The sequence below is a fragment of the Pedobacter faecalis genome, assembly GCF_030182585.1.
In the GTDB taxonomy this organism is placed as follows: domain Bacteria; phylum Bacteroidota; class Bacteroidia; order Sphingobacteriales; family Sphingobacteriaceae; genus Pedobacter; species Pedobacter faecalis.
The window spans coordinates 1,845,768-1,868,400 of the sequence record NZ_JARXOW010000001.1 but is presented as its reverse complement, the minus strand read 5'-3'; the positions used below and the strand labels follow the sequence as shown (position 1 = coordinate 1,868,400).

Sequence of the window (22,633 nt, the reverse complement as noted above, 5' to 3'; positions counted from 1 at the left end):
CTTAGCAAAAATGGAGATCAGCATTTATTTTGGTCGCGTAACAACCTTAATACAAGTTCTTACAGGCATCATATTTGAATATTTTTGCACGTTTACAGACTAGTATATACACGAATGAAACTGAAATATATCATTTATGCACTTCTTGTGATAGGAATCGGGTCGCTTGTCTTCTATCGTATTAATGCGAATAAGAAACTGGAAGGACAAGGCGGTAAACGCGGGCCGGCAGGAGGATCTTCAAGTTTGCAGGTTGAGGGTATCGTTGTTAAACCAGGTAATTTTAACAATGCTCTAGAAGTAACCGGTACCCTGGAAGCGAATGAGGCTGTTGAACTTCGCAGTGAGGTTTCCGGATTGGTGACGGGTATAAACTTCAGGGAGGGGACTGACGTGCGTAAAGGAGCTTTGCTTGTCAAAATTAACGATCGTGACATCCAGGCACAACTGCAGGAGGCACTGACCCGGCAGAAGCTTTCCGCTACTGTAGAGAATAGATCCAGACAACTGCTGGAGAAAGGTGCCATCAGTCAGGAAGAATACGATACCTCGCTGGCCGACCTGCGTTCTCTCGAAGCTCAAACTCAACTTATTCGGGCTCAATTGGCCAGGACCGCCATATACGCACCGTTTAGCGGTAAGATAGGTTTACGCTCGATATCTGTAGGTGAGTATATCACACCGGCTACTTTAATTGCAAGGCTTTCGAGCATTAATCCTTTAAAAATCAGCTTTTCTGTGCCGGAGCGTTACATGGGGCAGATCACCAACGGCTCGGAGATTTCATTCACCACTGACGGCTTAAATAAAACTTTCAAAGGAAAAGTGTACGCTATAGAGCCTGGCGTAAATGTGCAGACGCGTACCCTGCAAATCAGGGCTAGTGTGCCAAATGCGAGCGGTGAGCTGTTGCCCGGCTCTTTTGCCAAAATAAAACTTAACCTGCGCGCTGTAGAAGATGCTATTCTTATCCCTAATGAGGCGATAATACCTGTGCTGGACGGGAAGACAGTCTTCCTAAGCCGTAATGGTAAAGCACAGCAGGTCAAAGTCGAAACCGGAACCAGAACCGCCGAACATATCGTGGTAACTGCCGGCTTGCAGCAAGGAGATACGGTGCTGACCACCGGGGCGATGGCCGTGAAACCTGACGCTGCGGTAAAAGTAACTGTGGTTAATCAATAAATGAGATGAGTATTTCTACCACGAGTATAAAGCGGCCGGTACTGGCCATTGTGATGAACCTGATGATTCTCCTTTTCGGGATCATCGGCTATACGTTTCTCGGCGTCAGGGAGTTTCCCAACATCGAGCCAACCGTAGTATCTGTGCGGACTTCCTATCCGGGCGCAAATTCTGATATCATCGAATCTCAAATAACAGAGCCGCTGGAAAAATCCATTAATGGTATCGACGGAATCAGGAACATCACTTCGTCCAGTAATCAGGGTTCCAGCAACATCACTATCGAATTCAATCTCGATAAAAATATTGATGACGCGGCAAATGATGTGCGCGACAAGGTTTCGCAGGCTGCCAGAAGTTTGCCAAAGGATATCGACGGAAATCCGGTGGTCAGTAAAGCGGATGACAACTCCGATGCGGTAATTACCATGACCGTACAAAGTGACAAACGGAACGTGATGGAGCTTAGTGACTATGCTGAAAATGTGATTGCAGATCGTTTGCAAACCATCACAGGAGTGAGCAGTGTGCGCATCATGGGTCAGCGTAAATATGCCATGCGCATACGTATAGCCCCCGATAAGCTCGCTGCTTACGGGCTTACCTCTCAGGATATCGTCAATGCACTGAACCAGGAGAATGTTGAATTGCCTTCAGGCCGCATCACCGGAGCCAATACGGAACTCACGGTCAAAACGCTTGGAAAGCTGACTAATGAACAGCAGTTCAATGACCTGATCCTTAAATCCGACTCGGGAAGTCTTGTGCGCCTGAGCGATATCGGATATGCGGAACTGGCATCAGAGAATGAAGAAACCGTGCTACGCGAGTCAGGAAAGCCGATGGTGGCGGTCGGATTGATTCCGCAGCCTGGAGCTAACTACCTCGATATTTCAAAGGAATTTGACCGCCGTTTTGAAGAACTGCAAAAAGATATCCCTAAAGACATCAAACTAAATATTTCGCTGGATACGACGAAGTTTATCAAGCAATCCGTTACCGAGGTTGCGGAAACGATAGTCCTTTCGTTAATTCTGGTTATACTCATCATTTACCTGTTCTTTCGTGATTGGGCCATTGCATTTCGACCCCTTATTGATATACCGGTATCGCTGATCTTTACCTTCTTTATCATGTATATTTTTGGGTTTTCGATCAACGTGCTGTCGCTTTTGGCCATTGTACTTGCCACTGGGCTTGTTGTTGACGACGGTATTGTGGTTACAGAAAACATCTTTAAAAAGATTGAAGAAGGCTACTCGCCCTTTGAAGCGGCAATAAAGGGGTCTAATGAGATTTTTTTCGCGGTAATCTCCATATCTATAACGCTTGCCGCAGTATTCCTTCCGGTCATCTTTCTCGAGGGATTTGTCGGGCGGCTGTTCCGCGAGTTCGGTGTGGTGATAGGCGCAGCTGTATTGATCTCAGCTTTCGTGTCGCTTACCCTCACGCCAATGCTGAACGCCTATCTGATGAAAAAGAGCGGGCATAAAAAGACTAGGTTTTATGAGGCTACGGAACCCTACTTTGTAAAACTAAACGATGGTTATGCCGAGCGGCTTGATAAGTTTCTCGCCAGAAAATGGCTTGCTGTTCCTATTCTGCTCGTATGCGTTGGTCTGATCGTATTATTTTGGAACATTATACCGAAAGAGACCGCCCCATACGATGACCGGAGCGCAATAAATATGAATATCTCTACACCCGAGGGCTCCTCGTTTGCTTATACCGATCGCTTTATGGGAAAGATCGTCGACATGATCAATGATTCTGTTCCCGAAAAAAAGGTTAACATCACCATCACTTCACCCGGGTTTGGTGGGGGGTCGACAAACAGCGGTTTTGTAAGAATGGGATTGGTGGATCCGGGCGACCGCGAGCGTTCCCAGGCGGAGATTGCCGCGAAACTCACTTCGATTACCAGGAAATATACAGAGGGCAAAGCGGTGGTTACCCAGCAGCCTACTATTTCCGTGGGTCGGCGCGGGGGCTTGCCTATCAACTATATCATTCAGGCACAGAATTTTGAAAAATTGCGTGAAAAGCTGCCTGTCTTCATGGATGAGGTAGGTAAAGACCCTACGTTTACCACCTCAGACGTAAACCTGAAATTTAACAAGCCTGAAATCAATCTGACTATAGATCGCGACAAAGCCAAAGCGCTCGGTGTTTCTGCCGCGGATATCGGCACGGCATTGCAGCTTGGCCTGAGCGGTCAGCGATTCTCCTATTTCTTTATGGACGGCAAACAATATCAGGTAATCGGTCAGTTTGAAGCAAGCGAACGCAAAGCTCCGCTCGATCTCAGTTCCGTTTACGTGAGAAATAGCCGCAACCAGCTCATTCAGCTCGATAACGTCGTTACTGCCGAAGAGCAGAGCAGTCCCCCGCAGTTATACCGAAACAACCGCTTCATTTCGGCCACCGTTTCAGCGGGCTTGTCGCCGGGCAAGAGTATTGGTGATGGTCTAGAAGCCATGGACCGGATCTCGGAGAAGGTACTCGACGAGTCATTTTCAACCGATCTTGGTGGAGAATCAAGGGATTTCAAAGAGAGTTCTTCGAACACGTTGTTTGCCTTCCTGCTGGCCTTGCTGCTGGTATATCTGATACTGTCTGCGCAGTTTGAGAGTTTTATCGATCCGGTAATTATTATTCTGACGGTTCCGATGGCGGTGGCGGGAGCATTTCTGTCCTTGTGGCTGTTCGGCCAGAGCTGGAATATCTTCAGTCAGATCGGCACCATTATGCTTATCGGACTTGTAACGAAGAACGGTATCTTGATCGTCGAATTTGCCAACCAGCTTAAGGAGCAGGGCAAAAGTGTTAAGGAGGCGATCAGGGAAGCATCTGTGTCGAGGCTAAGGCCTATTCTTATGACGAGTTTAGCGATTGCCATTGGTGCGCTGCCCATCGCCATGGCTCTGGGCGCGGCTGCTAAAAGCAGGATGGGTATGGGTATCGTAATTGTGGGCGGAACCACTTTCTCTCTGATCCTTACGCTTTTCGTTATTCCGGCCATCTATACCTATTGGTCAAAAGAACATAAAGCCAATGCCGATCTGGAGGCATCGCTTAAAACGGCCTTGGCAAATGAAGCGGACGCAAACATAAAAAGGGATCAACATGCGGGTTAACAAACTTCTATTAGTTTCTTGTTTAGCTATCTCGTGCTTCACAATTTCGGGATATTCACAAGAGCGTTTATCGCTTCGAGAAGCGGTGAGTATTGCATTGGAAAACAATTATGATATCAAGCTCGTAAATAATGATCTCGAGATAGCCAGGAATAACGTAAATCCAGGGAATGCCGGCATGCTGCCACGCGTAGAAGGTACCTTTAGCGAAGGTGCGGGCAGACAAAATATTACAAGGACGCAAAGTAACGGTAATGAGCAAAGTCTGAGCGGCGTGCGCAATACCAATATGAGTTATGGCGTGGGTTTGGGCTGGACCATTTTCGATGGCCTGCAGATGTTCACGAACTATGAGCGGCTGAAGGAGCTGGAAAAGCAAGGAGAGGTGAATTCAAGAGCCGCAATATTGTCGACCATCAGCGCTGTGGTTAGCAGCTACTATACCGTCTTAAAAGAGCAAAAACTGGTGTCGGCCAGAGACAGCGCTATCGATGTATCTACACTAAGATTGCAGATAGCTGATAACAAACTAAGCCTGGGAAGGGGTTCTAAGCTGGATGTGCTTACTGCGCAGGTCGACTACAACACAGATACCGCTGCCTACCTTCAGGAACTGAATTTGCTGAAAGATGCCAGAACCGAACTCAACAGAATACTGGCCCGTGATCTGAATATAGCATTTGAAGTTGATGAAGACATTCAGATCAATGCCGCACTGGACTACACAGCCCTTACCAGTCAAACGGAACAGCTCAATCCCGCCCTTCAAAATGCATTCATCAATAAGAAAATCGCAGAACTTAACCTGAAACAGATCAAAGGGCAGCGCTATCCGGTTATAGGTGTAAATGGCGGATATGATGTTCAACGGAATACCAGTCCGACCGGCTTTAACATAGCTACACGTGCCAACGGTTTCACTTATGGGGTTACGGCCAGCATCAACATTTTCAACGGTTTTTTGCAGCGGCAAAACGAGCGGAACGCAAAAGTGCAGATCAATTCCTCTGAGCTTAGTCTTGAGCAAACCCGCCAAAATATCGGCGCACAATTACTTAATGCTTACCAGGATTATCGGACAAATCTGGACATCTTGAAGGTACAAAGCAATAACGTGGATGTGGCCAAACAAAGTCTGGATATTACGCTTGAGAAATACCGGCTTGGAAGCATTGCCCCGCTGGAACTCCGTGAAGCGCAACGGAACTATATCGACGCAGTCGCCAGACATCTGGAGGCTGAACATCAGGCCAAGCTTACGGAAGTGGCTCTTCAAGAGATCAGCGGCACGCTAAGTATCCAATAATTTGCTATTTTTATGGCATGATACTCGTAGCAGACAGTGGCTCTTCGAAAACGGACTGGATTGGTTACAGTCCGGATGAAAAACTCGTTTTCAGTACACAGGGCATTAATCCTTACTTTTTGAATGCCCATGATATTTACAAAATACTTGCTAAAAAAAAGGAGTTGGCTGCATATGTGGATAAGGTCCGGGAAATCTACTTCTTTGGAGCAGGCTGTTCGTCGCCCGACAAGATAGAAGTCATGTCTAACGGAATATCGAGCTTTTTTACCAACGCCTACGTGGCTGTCGAGCACGATCTCCTCGGTTCAGCATTTGCCACCTGCGGCGACAAAGAAGGGCTTACGTGCATTCTAGGTACGGGGTCAAACATATGCTATTTCGATGGAGCGGATGTGCATAGCGGTTCACACGGATTGGGATATGCTTTGGGAGATGAAGGCTCAGGAACCAGTTTCGGCAGGAAGCTGATTACCAGCTATCTTTACGGACAAATGCCGCCTGAATTAGGGATTGAACTTGCTCAGAAATATGATATAAATAAAGAGTCTGTGATCACCAATGTGTATCAGCGGCCCTCGGCAAATATCTATCTGGCTTCCATAAGTAAGTTTATGGCGGCGCATTTAGATCACCCTTTTATACAAACTATACTGAGAGAGGGTTTTCAGGAATTTGTAGACACAAACATTAAAGACTACCCGGACTATAAGAACCTCGACTGCCATTTTGTTGGTTCCATAGCCTATTATTATCAGGATGTTTTGAAAGCTGTTTGCGAGGCGAACGGCGTAAAAGTTGGTAAGATCCTTCAAAAGCCAATTGAAGAAATCTATCATTACATACTCAAACGTGAAGGCATCCTTATCTGAACTTAACGGCGATTTCTGTCTTTAGGCTGTTTTAATTTTTTAGCGCCATATAAGGCGCCGGCCAGCAGCAGGAAGCCCGTTCCTCCGTCCAGCGGAACATCCGGATCTCCCCCTGGCAGTCCCGGGTCTTCTGGTTGTGCCATCAACGCCGTTGTTGCACATAGCAAGCAAATCAATAATATCCTTTTCATTGGCCAAGTCTATGGATTAATCCAACAAGCTAGAAACAGGCAGCTAATATTAACCGGATATATCCGGTTAATATTTGGTGTGGGTATCCCGGGGCCACTAAGTTTCTGCACTTTTCAATTGTATGTGTAGAATTAAACTTTTTGCATTGCTATGGCTGTTGCCGTCTTTATTATCCGCTCAGTCATGGATGGCTGGTTACGAGTTCAGGAAGAAGATCACCTTTGATAAGACGAGATTTGAAGGGGAGTTTAAAAACACAAGCTCGGGTCAGACCTATTATGACATCAGCGACCTCGTTATGCTCCTGGAGATTGAGGATGATGTGCTAAAATATCAAGTACCCGCTGTATGCGAGGGCGCTGTATATGACCTGCAGGGAAGGAACATTGCGTTTGCCACAGCAGAAGCCCCTGCCGCAAAGCTTAATTTTCAAATTGAGTCGTACGACCATTTAACCGGGAAATATCGTTTTTGGGTGCGCGTACCTAGCCTTTCTGCTGCGAAATCACCCACGCCGCCAACCTCCGTCTATCTTTACTATTCAGGCAAGGACCTGCATGAAAGTCGCTCTGAAGATGGCTTGAATACCTGGAACTACACGTATGACGGGGTATGGCACATGGATGGGGAACGACATGATTTTGGCAGCAGGGATCAGAAATCTGTAAGCGCGCATAGAGACTTGAGCGGTGAGGGTTTTAGCCTGTCCGATGTTGTAGAAGGCAAGGTTGGTAGAGCCACACGGTTCAATGGAACCAATCAGTTCTTGCAAACGCAGGGGAATACAAGTAGCAGTTTTACTTTTATGGCTTGGATTAAATGGGAGGGAGGCAACGATGTCCAGGTTATTGCAGGCAATGATAGTCTGGCCCGAATGGGTTGGAAGCTGCAGATAAATCCAGACGGAAGGCTGGAACTGATTACATACCGTACCGCCAGCCAGGTTTTTTCCAGAATGTCCACCCAGATCCTAAGTCCAGGCGTATGGACGCATATCGCATGCTATTATTCGGTTACCGGCACAAACAGCAGCAGCGCCGGCATTTATATTAACGGGTCAACCTCAGGTTCGGTATCAAGTACCGCGCTTCGTATGACTGCATCCGGCGGCTCGCTTTATGTAGGAAAAGGGAAAAGCGGAGGCTTCTATTTTAAAGGCCTCGTCGACGAGGTTCGGTTATTTAACACGGCGCTACCCGGTTATATGATCCGCAACAGCTATATAGCGCAAGGCCAGCATCAAAGTAATTTTTATATTGGGAAAGAAGAGCGCGACCCAACTTGGATCACCTTTACGGGTGTAGTAAGCACCGATTGGAATATATCGGGCAATTGGGTCGACAACAAGAGACCGGATTCCCAGAGCAAGATCTGTATCTCTGCCGGCAGTCTGGCAAGGATCAACGCTCCGGCAGTCCTTGGCAGACTTCGGCTTGATAGCGGCGCGCGAATTTCGGTTGGCGCTGATCTTCAGTTAAATTGCAGCGTTCGCCTGGGGCTCGATGCCGCTATTGAGGTCGACGATGACCGAAAGTTAACTTTATCGGGCGAAGGCTCGAGGCTGGAAGGCCCCGGCACTTTCCGGGCGTCTGGCCTCGTCGTAAATGCCGCTTATCCAGATGCTGAGATTCGATTGGAAAGTGAGGTATACGTATCCGGGAAACTTGAACTTTCAAGAGGCGTGCTTAACGCTAACGGTTATCTTACCCTTGTGGCCGGCCCGGACGGCGCGGCGCGGCTAGGCCCGGTCGCGGTACCAGAGCAAGCTGTCATCCGTGGTAACGTTCATGTTCAGCAGTATATCGACGGGTCGTTCCCTTCACCGTCCAGCGGCCGCGGCTGGCGCTTGTTAAGTTCGCCTGTTTACCATAACAGTAACATGACGTACGGATTTGAAGTGCTGAAAGATGCCGTGTTTATCACCGGGTTGGGAGGCCAAAGCAACGGTTTCGACCCATCTCCAAATAACGGCGCTACCATCTACACACACGACCAGTCACTTCCCGGAACACTTGCCCAAAAATATAAACCCATAACGGGGATGTCGACTCAGTTACCTCTCGGACGCGGTTTTTACCTATACTCCAGGGGCAGCAGGTTAACTCCTAACGCCTACGAAAAGCAAATTGCGGCAGCGCCTTTTATGAACCCGGAACCCTACATACTCACCTATACAGGCCAGCTGTTTACTGGGTCCCTCACAGTGCCCTGTTTCAGAAGTGGTGCGGCGGGCGACGGCGATGGCTTCAATCTTGTCGGCAATCCATACGCCTCACCCGTTACCTGGGGGGCATTGACCAAAGTAAACCTTCAGGATGCGGTATGGTTGTTCGATCCTCAAAACAATGCGTATTATGTTACCAATGATCCGCAGGCCAGGATACCGGCCGGAACTGGTTTCTTTGTGCGGGTAAAAGAGGGTTTTTCTTCCGGAAGTCTCGGATTCACGGAATCTTCCAAAGAAGAGAGCGCTCCGAAGCTCAACCAAAGCCTTACAATTACGCTGAGAAGGGCATCCTTTTCACAACCACTGCATCTCAATATTGTCGACAGGCTTAATCAGCTTTCACAAAGTAACAATGCCCTGAAGGTTGGCGAAGGCTTTGTGAGTTTGGCGAGTAAAAGGGCAGGGAAACGTTTCTCGGTAGACGAACTGGTGTCGGAGGCCGACAGTGCTGACAACATCCATCTTGAGGTGTATGGATTTGAGACAGGAAATTATGAACTTCATTTTAAGACGGGGGAGCTCCCGGGAGGCCGTATGCTGGAATTGCATGACCACTATAAGAAGACAGCTACGGTTCTTAAAGCATCTGATTCCATAGTCACTTTCGATATCGATCTGCAGAAGCCCGAAAGTTTCGGTGGGGACCGATTTACACTCAGAATGCGCAGGTCAACTCCCGTTTCAGGAAACAAAGCCGTCGCGCAGTATTTTGTTGCCTACCCAAATCCCGCGAAAGAAATGCTGCATGTGAAAGTCAGGATGGCTCTGCAAAACGCGACTGCCAGGCTGAGCGATCTGCTCGGCAACACAGTGGTCAGCCAATCCTTAGGCGCTCTGGGGGCAGATTCTGAATTTGTGCTCTACATCGGGGGACTGCAAAAGGGGATATATCTTCTCCAATTGTTCGATCGTGGTAAGCGCATCGGGAAAGCCGCCAAAATCATAAAGGAGTGAGTTATTTGTCGGGATATGAGGTATAGGAAATGTAATGCGTTTCTGTCCATTTGGCGCGTTTGATGACCATCTTAGTCGGATAGTTTTGTGCGTTATATTCGTAGCTGATCATCATATTGTCGTCTGTCTTTTCCGTGCTGTGGTAACTTAATATATTATGCGTTGGAGCAGTGAAGAGAAGATCTCCGTAAAGCAGGTAGATCAGAAAGCCGTCCGACACATTTTTAAAAATTGAATTTTTTTCGTCATATGTTAAGCTGTGTTGTATGCTCCCGGCGTTCGCCTTACCTGTGATGGTAGCAATGGCTCCGTTGGCGAGATATGTAAAGGCGTTATGTAAGGTTAGCGTGTTGGCTGCGTCATAGATCTCGCTTTCCGTAAGTCGGCCAGCGGTATTGAAAGTCAGCTTATCCTGGCTCAACAGGCTATAAACATTGCCAGTCAGCCGGAATCTTGTCACCGCCGTTGGTGTAAGCTTAGCATTACGTTTTATACCGTTTTCCTGTACGGTGTTATTGCCTTGTACAATTTCACAGATATAAAGCAATGTGTCGTTTTTGTACCGGAAATGGTAGCTCGTGCCGGTCGACTTGCTAATGCTTTTAAGCCGTCTGCTCCCCGGGATGTATTCAAACGTTGTGGTAAGCTGTCCGTATACGATTTTCGAAGGCAACAGCAAGTGTTTTACTGACGTTTCTGTATCAGGTGTTTCCTTATCCTCCGTTTCAGGATCACGCTCCTTAGTCTGTTTCTTGCAGGCGGCCAGGAGCATTAAAAAACACAGTGCAAAACTGGCCGACCGAATGGTGTGGTTCATAGCGACGTGGGTTTATCTCGCCGCTAATATATTTAGAAGCAGCAGCGCAGACCACATCCTAACCGGATATATCCGGTTAGGATCATACACCCCTACTTTTCAGATACTACCAAACTTTGTCTGGGCTGCTGTTAAACATGTCTTTGACATAAAGCGCCACCTCGTCCTCTTCCGGTGCCGTCCGTAAGTGCTGCACCAGTTGTTCATTCCAACTGCTGATCGCCTGCTCAAGACTTTCGCCGGTGCCAAATATTCCGGAATCCCGGTCGGGGCCGAGCAGACAATAATACCTGTCTTGCTCCTTCCAAACCAAAGGTTGCAGTTCCCTGGCCGTTTCAGGAAGCGTTTCATCCTCAAAGTCGACCGTTACTTTCAAGGACTCATCGATGTTCATTTGTTTCATTTCTTTAGGATTGAGCTTCTAGAACAGTTCAGCTTTGGCACTTGTTTAATATTTTGTATATTGCTGTAGGTAGTCCTTCTCTTTCTCGCAATGACTACAACGGCCAAATTAAAACGATGCAATTATGTCTGCTACGATAACCAGAGTGTTCGATTTGCTTAAACACAACCGGATAAATTTCCCGAAAAACAACTTTGTGTGCGGAAAGATCAGGGGCGAATGGGTGAATTACAGCACGGAGATGTTCTGTGAACTAAGTGACAACCTGAGCAGAGGCTTGATTGCATCTGGCGTGAAAAAGGGCGACCGGATTGCGGTGATGTCACCGAACCGTCCTGAGTGGAATATCACGGATTTTGCGATCATGCAGATCGGTGCTTATCAAGTTCCGCTTTATCCGACACTACCTGATCATGACGTCCGCTTCATACTCGAAAATGCGGAAGTGAGCATGGTGTTCGTAGCCGACGGATCGTTATATAGCAAGGTTAAATCGGCCTGCGAGCTGTGCCGCCGGGAGATAGCGATTTATAGTTTTGACGAAGTTGCAGAGGTCCCCGATTGGAAGAAACTGGTCGCCGAGGGCCAGATGCAAAGCGGCATCGACCTGGAAAGCTACCGGGAAGAAGTAAAACCCGAGGATATCCTTACATTGATATATACTTCCGGTACTACCGGAACCCCGAAGGGTGTAATGCTTACACACAACAACCTTGTCAAAAATTTCCAGAATTCAGCTGTATTGCTACCAGCAGGTATCGGGTCTGCGCTTAGCTTTCTGCCGCTATCTCACATATTTGAAAGGATGGTTGTATACCTCTACATGTATAATGGCACGGCCGTTTACTATGCAGAAAGTATGGAGACCATCGTGGCCGATATACAGCATGTAAAGCCAAATGCCTTCTCCACTGTACCGCGCCTGCTTGAGAAGGTCTATGACAAGATTATGGAAAAAGGCAAAGAGCTTGCTGGCTTAAAAAGGAATATCTTTTTCTGGTCGCTAGCCCTGGCAGAAAAGTTTGAACTGCAGCGAGGCTGGATGTACCGGGCGCAATTAGGGATAGCCCGTAAGCTGGTCTTCAAGAAATGGCAGGCTGCACTGGGCGGCAATATCGTCGTGATCATTTCCGGCGGCGCCGCATTAAACGCCAGGCTTGCCCGGATCTTCTGGGCCGCGGGCATGCCTGTTTTTGAGGGCTATGGACTTACAGAAACGTCACCCGTAATCACGGTAAACTACTTTGGTCATACTATGTTCGGAACCGTCGGGCCGCCTATCAACGGTGTTGAGGTGAAGATTGCAGATGATGGTGAGGTGCTTGTACGCGGTCATGCCGTGATGAAGGGATATTATGGAAGAGAGGATCTGACTGCCGAAACCATAGATGCGGAGGGTTGGTTTCACACCGGTGACATCGGGGAGCTACTAGAAGGAGGTTTTCTGAAGATAACCGACCGTAAAAAAGAGATGTTTAAAACGGCGGGGGGCAAATACATTGCACCGCAGATCATAGAGAACAAATTTAAGGAAGCGCCATTGCTGGAACAGGTGATGGTGCTCGGAGAGAATCGCAAGTTTCCGATGGCCCTTATTGTGCCGAACTTTACAGCATTGCGCAACTGGGCTGCAAAAAAAGGTATCGAATACACCTCAGATGCCCAAATGATCAGCCATCCGGTGGTGGTCGACAAGTTTAACCGCGTTGTCGAAGAAACGTGTAAAGACTTCGGCAAATGGGAGCGGGTAAAACGCTTTGCTTTACTGCCGAAGCTCTGGACCATAGATGGCGGTGAGCTCACCCCTAAGCTTAGCCTGAAGAGGAAAGTGATTCTGGAGAAATTTAAAGGTGAAATAGAGCGGGTTTACCTGGACGCTGAGCACTATCGTGCGGAAGAAAATTCAACCCCGCATTGAGCCGTTTACCTTAAAATTGGTATTGTAATCAACGATTTTATTGATTAGCTTTGTTATGCAAGCATAATATAAATGAAACAACAGGATACGGTTGACTATTATTTGAAGGTAGTTTGGCAAAACATGGCAAACATGTATAACCAGGTCGCCTCTGGCTTTGGGATTACTCAGGCTATCGGGTATGTGCTCATTAATATTGAAAAAGAGGGTACTCCGGTTACGCAACTTGCAGGTATGCTGGGTGTAAAAGCAACCAGCCTGTCTAGAATGCTCAACAATATGGAGGAGCTCAATCTCATATACCGTGAAACCTCGGATGGAGATAAGCGTTCCGTCAAGGTATATCTCACCGATTTTGGTCGAGACAAGCGGCAGGAGGCAAGGGATGTTGTCGTGAAGTTTAATGAATACCTGAACGAGAATCTCAGCATTAATGAAAAGCAGGGGCTGATTAAAACCTTGCAGAAACTGAATAAACTGACGTCGGCTTATCCGATCAATTCGTTATATCATGAACAAGAAAATAAATAGTGTAGCTGTTCTGGGTTCCGGAATTATGGGATCACGCATTGCCTGTCACTTTGCAAACATCGGTGTGCAGGTACTGTTGCTTGATATCCCCGCTAATGATGGTGCAAAAAACGGCATTGTAGACGCAGCTTTACAGAACACACTTCAATCTAGTCCTTCGCCGGTATATTCCAAAAAGGTTGTTCAGAAGATTGCAACAGGCAATTTTGAAGATGATATGCCTAAACTCGCTGGCTGTGATTGGATTATAGAGGTGGTGGTTGAAAATCTTGAGATCAAAAGATCAGTTTTCGATCAGGTAGAGCAATACAGAAAAGCAGGAACACTGGTTACATCCAATACCTCTGGCATCCCCATACATTTGATGGCTGAAGGACGCAGTGATGATTTTAAGGCGCACTTTTGCGGCACACATTTTTTTAATCCACCGCGTTACCTGCGCTTGCTCGAGGTTATCCCCACTTCTTATACAAAACAGGCTGTTGTCGATTTCCTGATGGGATATGGAGATAAGTTTTTGGGTAAAACAACGGTCTTATGTAAGGATACCCCCGCGTTTATAGCTAACCGGGTTGGTGTGTATTCTATAATGGCCTTGCTGCACCTGGTCGAAAAAATGGGACTTACCGTAGAGGAGGTGGATAAGTTTACTGGTCCCGCCCTGGGCCGACCAAAATCGGCGACCTTTCGTACTACCGACGTGGTAGGGCTCGACACGATGATTAAAGTGGCTAAGGGACTTTATGATAATGTGCCGGGCGATAAGGCTCACGAACTCTTCAAACTTCCGGCCTATGTGCAGCAGATGGAAATCAACCAGTGGCTGGGCGACAAGACGGGGCAGGGTTTTTACAAGAAGACTAAAACCGCCGAGGGGAAGACTGAGATTCTAGCGCTGGATTTAAAAACGCTGGAATATCGTCCGCAGGTTAAAGTTAAGTCGGCTACGCTCGACCTGGTCAAGCCGGTAGATAACGTGCGGGAGCGTATGAAAATTTTTGCTGCAGGAAAGGACAAGGCTGCTGATTTATTCCGGGCATCCTTTTTCGGACTGTTCGAATATGTGTCTGACCGGATTCCCGAGATATCGGACGAGCTGTACCGCATTGATGATGCCATGAGATCCGGCTTCGGCTGGGAACTCGGGCCCTTTGAGGTTTGGGATGCTCTGGGCGTGGCGAATGCTCTGGAAGGGATGAAAGCTTATGGTCATGAAGCGGCTCCCTGGGTGCACGAAATGCTTGCTGCTGGTTATGAGCGTTTTTACAAAACGGAAAACGGCATAAGCAAATACTATGATATTGATGCGAAAGCCTACAAAGAATTACCCGGTGCCGCAGCTTTTGTCGTTCTCGACGATCTGAGGGCCAGTAAGCTGATTTGGAAAAATTCTGGAGCCTCCATTATCGATTTGGGCGATGGCATATTGAACGTCGAGTTCCATTCGAAGATGAACACTATCGGAGGCGATACTTTGCAGGCCATTAATAAGGCGATTGATATGGCCGAAAAGGATTACAGAGGTTTAGTCATAGGCAACGACGGAGCTAATTTTAGCGCTGGTGCTAATGTGGGAATGATTTTCCTGATGGCAGTTGAGCAGGAGTGGGATGAACTGAACCTTGCAGTCAGGATGTTTCAGAATACCTCCATGCGGATCAGATATTCATCTATACCCGTCGTGGTGGCCCCGCACAACCTTACGCTGGGCGGCGGCTGCGAATTCAGTTTGCACGCAGATCATGTGCAGCTATATGCCGAAACCTATATGGGGCTTGTTGAGTTTGGCGTAGGGGTCATTCCAGGGGGAGGCGGCACAAAAGAATTTGCGCTGCGTGCATCCGATGAATTCAACGAAGACCAGATCGCGCAAAATGTGCTCAAAGATCGTTTCCTGACTATCGGGACAGCTAAAGTGTCTACCTCAGCTGTGGAGGCCGCTGAACTCGGATATCTGCTTAAGGATAAGTTTGCGATAACGATGAACCGAAGCCGGTTAATTGCCGATGCAAAAGCAAAAGCAATAGCTCTGGCAGAAGCAGGATATACCAGGCCCGTACCGAGGAGAGACATTAAAGTGCTGGGTAAGCAAGGGCTCGGCATTGTTTACGCGGGAGCAAATTCCATGTATTTCGGGAATTACATTTCTGAGCATGATAAGAAAATATCAGAGAAGCTGGGCTGGGTGATGTGCGGAGGCGATCTTTCTGTGCCAACCGAAGTGACGGAACAATACCTGCTTGATTTAGAGCGGGAGGCATTTCTTTCGCTCTGCGGTGAAAGAAAGACACTGGAGCGTATTCAAAGTATCGTAACAAAGGGTAAGCCCTTGCGCAATTAAGTTTTATATTAAAGCAGAAGAACATGCAGGAAGCATATATCATAGCAGGATACCGTACGGCGGTTGGAAAGGCACCAAGAGGTGTGTTCCGGTTCACGCGGGCCGATGATCTTGCCGCGGAGGTGGTCCGCGGGCTGGTCAGTTCGGTGCCAGGTCTTGAAAAAGACCGTATTGATGATGTTATTGTAGGTAATGCTACACCAGAGGCTGAACAGGGATTGAATATAGGTCGTATGATTTCTCTGATGGGGCTTGATACAGAAAAGGTGCCGGGGGTAACAGTAAACCGCTACTGTGCATCGGGGTTAGAGACCATCGCTATGGCTGTGGCCAAGATCCGTACGGGTATGGCCGATTGCATTATAGCGGGAGGTGTAGAAGTAATGTCTGGCATGCCCTTCGGCGGATGGAAACTCGTACCCAATGAACGTGTTGCGCGAAGCAATCCAGACTGGTATTGGGGTATGGGCCTGACGGCCGAGGCGGTCGCACGGGAATTCAATGTAAGCCGTGAAGATCAGGATGAGTTTGCTTACCAGTCGCACATGAAGGCTGTCGCGGCTACGCAAAATGGTCACCTTAAAGCCGGCGTGCTGCCTATCACTATAGAGGAAACCTACCTCGACGCCGATTTGAAGAAGAAAACGCGCAGCTATGTGGTAGACACAGATGAGGGACCCAGAGCCGACACCACTTTAGAACGCTTATCCAAGCTGAAACCTGTATTTGCTGCGAATGGCTGTATCACCGCGGGCAATTCGTCTCAGACATCCGACGGAGCAGCTTTTGTATTGGTCGTTTCCGAAAAACGAATGAAGGAGCTTGGCGCAAAGCCTTTAGCCCGACTGGTCAGTTACGGTGTGTCAGGCGTTCCTCCACGCATCATGGGTATCGGTCCCATACATGCCATTCCAAAGGCCTTGGATATGGCGGGAATGTCGCTTGGTCAAATGGATCTGATCGAGTTGAACGAAGCCTTTGCGTCCCAGTCGCTTGCCATTGTAAGGGAGCTTGGTCTGGACAAGGAAAGGCTGAACGTAAATGGCGGCGCCATTGCCTTGGGGCACCCTTTGGGTTGTTCGGGCGCTAAACTAACCGTGCAGCTATTTAACGAACTGAAAAGGCGCGAGAAAAGATATGGCATGGTAACCATGTGTGTGGGTACCGGGCAGGGCGCGGCCGGAATATTTGAAATGCTTTAATAATTGTAGTACAAAACCACTTTTGAAATGGAAGCGAAAGAAAGAAATACCATTAAGGGCGGAGAATTTTTAATCAGCGAAACTCCATGGCAGGATGTATTTATTCCCGAAGAATTTGACGAGGAACAAAAGATGATCGCACAAACCTGCGAAGATTTCCTGAAGACAGAAGTGTTTCCTAACCTTGACCGGATCGACGCGCAGGAAGGCGGCCTGATGGAATCTTTAATGGACAAGGCAGGCGAACTCGGCCTGCTGGCGGTTTCCATACCCGAGAACTACGGCGGTTTCGGAAAAAATTTCAATACTTCTATGCTGGTGGCCGATGTGATAGGTGCCGGGCATTCCTTTGCTGTTGCGCTTTCGGCTCATACGGGAATCGGAACGCTGCCAATTCTGTACTATGGCAATCAAGAGCAAAAAGACAAATATATCCCTAAACTTGCTACGGGGGAATGGAAGGCTGCGTACTGTCTTACCGAACCAAATTCAGGATCGGACGCAAATTCCGGAAGCACGAAAGCCATCTTGTCTGAGGACGGAAAGCACTACCTGATCAACGGTCAGAAAATGTGGATAACCAACGGTGGTTTTGCTGATGTGTTCATAGTGTTCGCTAAGATAGATGATGATGCTAACCTGACTGCGTTCATTGTAGAACGCGATTTTGGCGGCGTAACCATGAATCCGGAAGAAAGAAAAATGGGAATTAAAGGCTCCTCCACCCGGCAATTATTCTTCAACGATTGCCGCGTACCTGCAGAAAATATGCTTTCTGAACGTGGAAACGGGTTTAAGATCGCTGTCAATATTTTAAATATAGGACGCATAAAGCTAGCAGCAGCTGCCATTGGTGCTTCCAAGGGAGTAATCAGTATGGCCGTAAATTATGCAAATGAGCGGGTGCAATTTGGCCGGGCAATATCCAAGTATGGCGCTATAAGACACAAGTTGGCCGAGATGGCGGCGAAAGTATACGCCGTTGAATCGGCCAATTACCGTGCCGGGCAAAATATTGATGATGCCTATGAGGCATTGGTGGCCTCAGGGATGGATGAGGGGAAAGCCAAGCTTAAATCCACAGAACAGTTTGCTGTAGAATGTGCGATATTAAAAGTTTGGGGCTCCGAAGCCTTGGATTTTGTGACCGACGAGGGCGTTCAGATTTATGGCGGAATGGGCTTCTCTGCAGAGGCTCCTATGGACAGGGCATATCGCGACGCGCGAATCAACCGGATATTTGAGGGCACAAATGAGATTAACCGCTTGCTAACGGTCGACATGATGTTGAAGCGGGCGATGAAAGGCGAACTGGATCTGATGACACCGGCAACACAGGTGGCATCAGAACTGATGGCCATCCCCGATTTTGGTGAAGCGGACGACTCACCTTTTGCCGCAGAAAAGAAAATCATCGCTAATTTGAAAAAGGCTACGTTGATGGTTGCCGGAGCAGCCGTACAAAAGCTCATGATGAGCCTAGCCAAGGAGCAAGAGATACTCATGAATATCGCTGATATGGCTAGCTATGTCTATGTGGCAGAATCGGCCATGCTGAGGACGGAAAAACTTGTCAACCAGCGCGGAGCCGACGCCTGCGGAGGTCAGCTGAACCTGCTTAAAATATACCTCGTGGAGGCTGTCGATGCCGTGCAAAAGGCAGGTAAAGACGCGTTGTGGGGCTTTGCTGAGGGCGATGAGCTTCGCATGATGATGGTCGGTTTGCGGAGGTTTACCAAGATGGAACCATTCAACGCAAAAGAGGTTCGTCAGCAGGTTGCGCAGGAACTTATTTCTGCCAACCGGTATTGCTACTAGTCCGACTTCAAAATTGTTAAAATAGGTTAAATATTGTGCCATCGGCAATAAAAGACTACTTTTGTGCATAATGTTAAAGAGCAGGCTTTTAGTCGGGTTGTTTGTAATTGTCGGAGCTGCGGCTTGTGAAAAGCCGGAGCCTTATGATGCTGAAGCACAATACGCAAAGGACGAGGAGCGTATACTACGCTGGGCGGATACTTCAGGAACAGCGCTTACGAAAGATGCGAGCGGTCTGTATTATGAGATTATAGAGAACGGAACCGGTGAAAGTATTACAGAAAGGGATTCCCTGGCTGTTTTTTACGAAGGGCGGCTTTTGGATAGCGCCAATACTGTATTTAGCAGTTCCTCAGGAGAAACGCCCTACCGGTTTAATTTAAAGGAGAGCATAGAAGGCTGGAAAAGAGGATTGCCGCTGGTAAAAGGAGGCGGACAAATACGTTTACTTATCCCTTCCACAATGGCGTACAAGGATTTCCCCGTATCAAACGTTCCGCTGAATTCCCCGCTGCATTTTAGGGTTGAAATATTTGAAGTAGTTAAAAAATAGTGAATACATATATGTTAAGAAAGATACAAGTGCATGTCCTGTTCCTGATAGGTATGGCTGCAAGCTTAGTTGCATGCCAGAAAGACTATGAGTACATTGAGAATATTGATGATGCCAAGATATCTGAATATATCTCCAAGAATGGGGTGTCTGCAGTTAAAGATCCGGAAGGTTCGGGATATTATTACCAGATTGTGAGCCAGGGGGAAGGTGATCTTTTCAAGACTACCGATTCTGTGAGGTATGTAGTTACGGTGAAATCTTTGTTGAATGGAACCACCTATTATACCTCCCCGGAATATGTAAATCTTGGGACCTTTGTTGGCTATACAGATCAGCTGTTGGGTATAAAAATTAAAGCTATCCTGACAACACTGCAGAAGATCGGTCCTGGCGGCACGGTCCGCATTATCCTGCCTTCTTATCTGGCTTTTGGAAAAAACGGCATGGATATTTTGAATATCCCTTCAAATGAGATTCTTGATCTGACGGTTAAAACCTACGCTGAAACCCAGGCTGAGATAGATGATATGCACATCAGGTCATTCTTAACCGCAAACAACATAACAGCAACAAAAGACGCCTCCGGAGTTTATTATGTGCTTGCCGATGCTGGATCTGGTGAACCAGTGAAAGATATCTATTCCAATGTGACCACTAAATATGCTGCCAGGAACCTTGGCGGAAATGTTTTTAACTCCTCAGACGCATATACCGGTCTGCTTGGTGGGAACGTAGATGGCTGGCGTGTGCTCACTAAGTTTAAGCAAGGAGCCAAGCTTAGATTATTCGTGCCCTCAGTACTAGCGTACGGCACGGACGGACAATATGATTCGTACGGGGCCACGGTTGTGCCGCCAAATGGTAGTCTCGACTTTGATATTGAGATTACTTCAGTGGTTAACTAGCCGTATTTAAAGCTTTTTTGAAGGTGCGTAAAGCACGTTCCCTTGCAAATGCATGTTCTACAATAGGTGTAACATGCATTTGTTGTTTAAGTTCCGGTATCCATTTAGACACAAATTCGAGTTTCGGATCATATTTCAACAACTGAAGCTCCGGATTAAATATTCTGAAATAAGGTGCGGCATCATTCCCGCACCCACATGCCCACTGCCAGCCGCCTACATTGCTGGCCATCTCGTAATCAAGCAGTTTTTCTGCGAAGTAAGCCTCGCCCCAACGCCAGTCGACCAACAAGTGTTTGGTTAGAAAGCTGGCTGTAAGCATCCGAAGCCTGTTGTGCATAAAGCCGGTGGCGTTCAACTGACGCATGCCCGCATCTACCAGGGCGAACCCGGTCTCTCCCCGGCACCAGGCATTGAATTCAGACTCATTATTTCTCCACTCAATCTGATCGTAGGCAGGCTTGAACGACTGGCTCACCGTGTGCGGAAAATGCCAGAGTATCATCATATAGAAGTCGCGCCAGGCAAGTTCCGAAAGCCACTTATGCGCTCCGTGCTCCAGTGCTTTGGCAACGGCTCTCCGGATGCTAACCGTACCAAAGCGAAGGTGGATGCCAATATGCGTGGTTGCATCGGCAGACGGAAAGTCCCGGTCCTGCTCATAGCTTTGAAGCTTGTGCTCAAATTCTCTGGATGGTAATGCTTTGTCACTCCTGCTAAAACCAAGTTCTTCTATCGAGGGCAGATCTGCCGGCGCCGTTTTCCACAGATTTTTAAAATACCTTTCGGTAGGATAGCGGCGGAAGTAAAAGGGTGTTAGTTTTTTCTGCCATTCCCTGTAATAGGGAGTAAAGACGGTATATGGCTTACCGTCCGACTTCAGCAACTCATCCCGGTCAAAGATGGTTTGGTCCTTAAATGTTTTAAAGATAATGTCCTCAGATCTGAGAAACTCCGCCAACGCATCATCCCTTTCCCGCGCATAAGGCTCGTAGTCGTGGTTCGTGTAGACCGCCTTGATGTTGTATTTCCGCACCACTGCAGACCATGCCTGTTCCGGGGTATCATACAAGACCAGCATCGAGGAGCCATTCTTATCCAGTTCGTCCTTTAACTGTCTGATCGTGTCGTGTATGAAAGTAACCCTTGGGTCATATCGATCCGATAGCTTATTGAGAATATTTTTGTCGAAAATGAAGAGGATCAGGACCGGGTATTCGTTCCGGAGCGCATGATAAAGTGCTGCATTGTCCTCCAGGCGAAGATCACGTCTTAGCCAGCAGATGCTGATCTCCTGACTCATTTGCCATAAATATCGTGAAGCGCATCCTCAAGGTACGTGTACCTGAACTGAAAGCCCTGATCAAGGATCTTTTGCGCAGATGTATTCGAACTCATAAGTACAATACTACTCATTTCTCCCATAATCATCTGCATGACTTTTTCGGGAACATGAATTGGCCAAGCAGGTCGGCTCAGTTTCTTCGCAAGCTGTTTTGTCAGCGTTTCGTTTGTTACCGGAAAGGGTGCGCAGGCATTGTAAGCCCCCAGGTATAGTGGATCGGAGAGGGCGCCAACATACATGTCAACAAGATCATCAATATGTATCCAGGGTACCCATTGCCTGCCAGTGCCTATCGGTGCACCCACAAAAAACCGTATCGGCTTTTCCAGCGCAGAAAGCGCACCCGAGGATTTGTCCAAAACAACCCCGGTGCGGAGTTTGACTATTCTCAGTCCGAGAGATCTGCCCCGGTCTACCGCCTCTTCCCATTGCTGGCAGCAGCTCGCCAGAAAATCGTATCCCGGAGTCGCAGTTTCGGTAAGGATTTCATCGCCGCTGTCGCCATAGTACCCTACAGCAGAAGCAGAAATCATCACCTGCACCGGGGCGCCTGTCTGTTTAATGGTCTTGTACAAGAGTTCTGTTGATTTAACCCGGCTGTCGACGATCCGTTGTTTCTGCTGCTCAGTCCACTTTTTAGCTGCAACGTTTTCACCGGCAAGATGTATAATGGCTTCTACACCATCCAGACAGGCCGGATCTATTTTGCCGCTGGAAATGTCCCATAAATAGGTTTTAACACCAGGCGATGCATGAGGTGCTCTCGACAAGACAGATATGCCGTAACCTTTATCTTGAAGTGCAGCGATAAGCTTTTTACCTATCATGCCCGTCGCCCCAGTGATCAGAATCTGTTTTGCCATGCACTAATAACCTACGGATTTTTTATTTGTTTTGTTATTGTAAATATTGCGATATATCTGC

Annotated in this window: 17 protein-coding genes; 12 read left to right on the top strand and 5 right to left on the bottom strand. The window is 47.7% G+C overall.

The features are described from left to right. Positions 1-114: 114 nt before the first annotated feature. The 4 genes from QEP07_RS08435 to QEP07_RS08420 all read left to right on the top strand — a co-directional run bounded on the left by QEP07_RS08435 (position 115) and on the right by QEP07_RS08420 (position 6,500). Positions 115-1,185 carry an efflux RND transporter periplasmic adaptor subunit gene (locus tag QEP07_RS08435; protein WP_285009456.1) on the top strand — a complete coding sequence of 357 codons (1,071 nt, stop codon included), beginning with the start codon at positions 115-117 and terminating at the stop codon, positions 1,183-1,185. Between the two features lie 5 nt (positions 1,186-1,190). Then, positions 1,191-4,322 carry an efflux RND transporter permease subunit gene (locus tag QEP07_RS08430; RefSeq protein WP_285009454.1) on the top strand — a complete coding sequence of 1,044 codons (3,132 nt, stop codon included), beginning with the start codon at positions 1,191-1,193 and terminating at the stop codon, positions 4,320-4,322. Between the two features lie 85 nt (positions 4,323-4,407). Further along, a complete protein-coding gene (locus QEP07_RS08425) occupies positions 4,408-5,628 on the top strand; it encodes a TolC family protein (RefSeq protein WP_285009452.1) in 1,221 nt (406 codons plus the stop codon). Positions 5,629-5,645: 17 nt separating this feature from the next. Then, positions 5,646-6,500 carry an N-acetylglucosamine kinase gene (locus QEP07_RS08420; RefSeq protein WP_256003706.1) on the top strand — a complete coding sequence of 285 codons (855 nt, stop codon included), beginning with the start codon at positions 5,646-5,648 and terminating at the stop codon, positions 6,498-6,500. 2 nt (positions 6,501-6,502) lie between these two features. Here the strand turns inward: QEP07_RS08420 and QEP07_RS08415 are convergent, their stop codons facing one another. Beyond that, positions 6,503-6,643, bottom strand: a complete 141-nt coding sequence (locus tag QEP07_RS08415) for a PID-CTERM protein-sorting domain-containing protein (RefSeq protein WP_256003708.1) — start codon at positions 6,641-6,643, stop codon at positions 6,503-6,505. Positions 6,644-6,813: 170 nt separating this feature from the next. Here QEP07_RS08415 and QEP07_RS08410 point away from each other — a divergent pair, with 170 nt between their 5' ends. Next, positions 6,814-9,873 (top strand): LamG-like jellyroll fold domain-containing protein, encoded by a 3,060-nt coding sequence (locus tag QEP07_RS08410; RefSeq protein WP_285009450.1) that lies wholly within the window; start codon positions 6,814-6,816, stop codon positions 9,871-9,873. A gap of 1 nt (position 9,874) precedes the next feature. Here QEP07_RS08410 and QEP07_RS08405 read toward each other — a convergent pair whose 3' ends face one another. Together QEP07_RS08405 and QEP07_RS08400 are read right to left on the bottom strand one after the other, a co-directional pair. Continuing rightward, positions 9,875-10,690: a hypothetical protein gene (locus tag QEP07_RS08405; RefSeq protein WP_285009449.1), complete on the bottom strand. Its 816-nt coding sequence runs from the start codon at positions 10,688-10,690 to the stop codon at positions 9,875-9,877. A 106-nt stretch (positions 10,691-10,796) separates the two neighbouring features. Next, positions 10,797-11,093 carry a hypothetical protein gene (locus tag QEP07_RS08400; RefSeq protein ID WP_285009447.1) on the bottom strand — a complete coding sequence of 99 codons (297 nt, stop codon included), beginning with the start codon at positions 11,091-11,093 and terminating at the stop codon, positions 10,797-10,799. Between the two features lie 124 nt (positions 11,094-11,217). Here QEP07_RS08400 and QEP07_RS08395 point away from each other — a divergent pair, with 124 nt between their 5' ends. The 7 genes from QEP07_RS08395 (at position 11,218) to QEP07_RS08365 (ending at position 20,364) form a co-directional block, all read left to right on the top strand. Further along, positions 11,218-13,011 (top strand): AMP-dependent synthetase/ligase, encoded by a 1,794-nt coding sequence (locus QEP07_RS08395; RefSeq protein ID WP_285009446.1) that lies wholly within the window; start codon positions 11,218-11,220, stop codon positions 13,009-13,011. Positions 13,012-13,083: 72 nt separating this feature from the next. After that, positions 13,084-13,542 (top strand): MarR family winged helix-turn-helix transcriptional regulator, encoded by a 459-nt coding sequence (locus tag QEP07_RS08390; RefSeq protein ID WP_285009444.1) that lies wholly within the window; start codon positions 13,084-13,086, stop codon positions 13,540-13,542. Then, entirely contained in the window at positions 13,523-15,883 is a 2,361-nt protein-coding gene (locus QEP07_RS08385) for a 3-hydroxyacyl-CoA dehydrogenase/enoyl-CoA hydratase family protein (protein WP_285009441.1), read from the top strand. Before QEP07_RS08390 ends, QEP07_RS08385 begins: the two co-directional genes overlap by 20 nt. 23 nt (positions 15,884-15,906) lie before the next feature. Beyond that, complete coding sequence (locus tag QEP07_RS08380) at positions 15,907-17,085, top strand: acetyl-CoA C-acyltransferase (RefSeq protein WP_285009440.1); 1,179 nt, start codon at positions 15,907-15,909, stop codon at positions 17,083-17,085. A 27-nt stretch (positions 17,086-17,112) separates the two neighbouring features. Continuing rightward, positions 17,113-18,903, top strand: coding sequence for an acyl-CoA dehydrogenase FadE (locus tag QEP07_RS08375; protein WP_285009439.1), 1,791 nt, complete (start codon positions 17,113-17,115; stop codon positions 18,901-18,903). 70 nt (positions 18,904-18,973) lie between these two features. Next, positions 18,974-19,456 carry an FKBP-type peptidyl-prolyl cis-trans isomerase gene (locus tag QEP07_RS08370; RefSeq protein WP_256003718.1) on the top strand — a complete coding sequence of 161 codons (483 nt, stop codon included), beginning with the start codon at positions 18,974-18,976 and terminating at the stop codon, positions 19,454-19,456. 11 nt (positions 19,457-19,467) lie between these two features. Further along, positions 19,468-20,364 (top strand): FKBP-type peptidyl-prolyl cis-trans isomerase, encoded by an 897-nt coding sequence (locus QEP07_RS08365; protein WP_285009437.1) that lies wholly within the window; start codon positions 19,468-19,470, stop codon positions 20,362-20,364. Here the strand turns inward: QEP07_RS08365 and QEP07_RS08360 are convergent. Together QEP07_RS08360 and QEP07_RS08355 are read right to left on the bottom strand one after the other, a co-directional pair. Continuing rightward, positions 20,357-21,667, bottom strand: coding sequence for a cryptochrome/photolyase family protein (locus QEP07_RS08360; protein ID WP_285009435.1), 1,311 nt, complete (start codon positions 21,665-21,667; stop codon positions 20,357-20,359). The genes QEP07_RS08365 and QEP07_RS08360 overlap by 8 nt on opposite strands. Then, positions 21,664-22,572, bottom strand: a complete 909-nt coding sequence (locus tag QEP07_RS08355) for a TIGR01777 family oxidoreductase (RefSeq protein WP_285009433.1) — start codon at positions 22,570-22,572, stop codon at positions 21,664-21,666. Before QEP07_RS08355 ends, QEP07_RS08360 begins: the two co-directional genes overlap by 4 nt. Between the last annotated feature and the right edge of the window lie 61 nt (positions 22,573-22,633).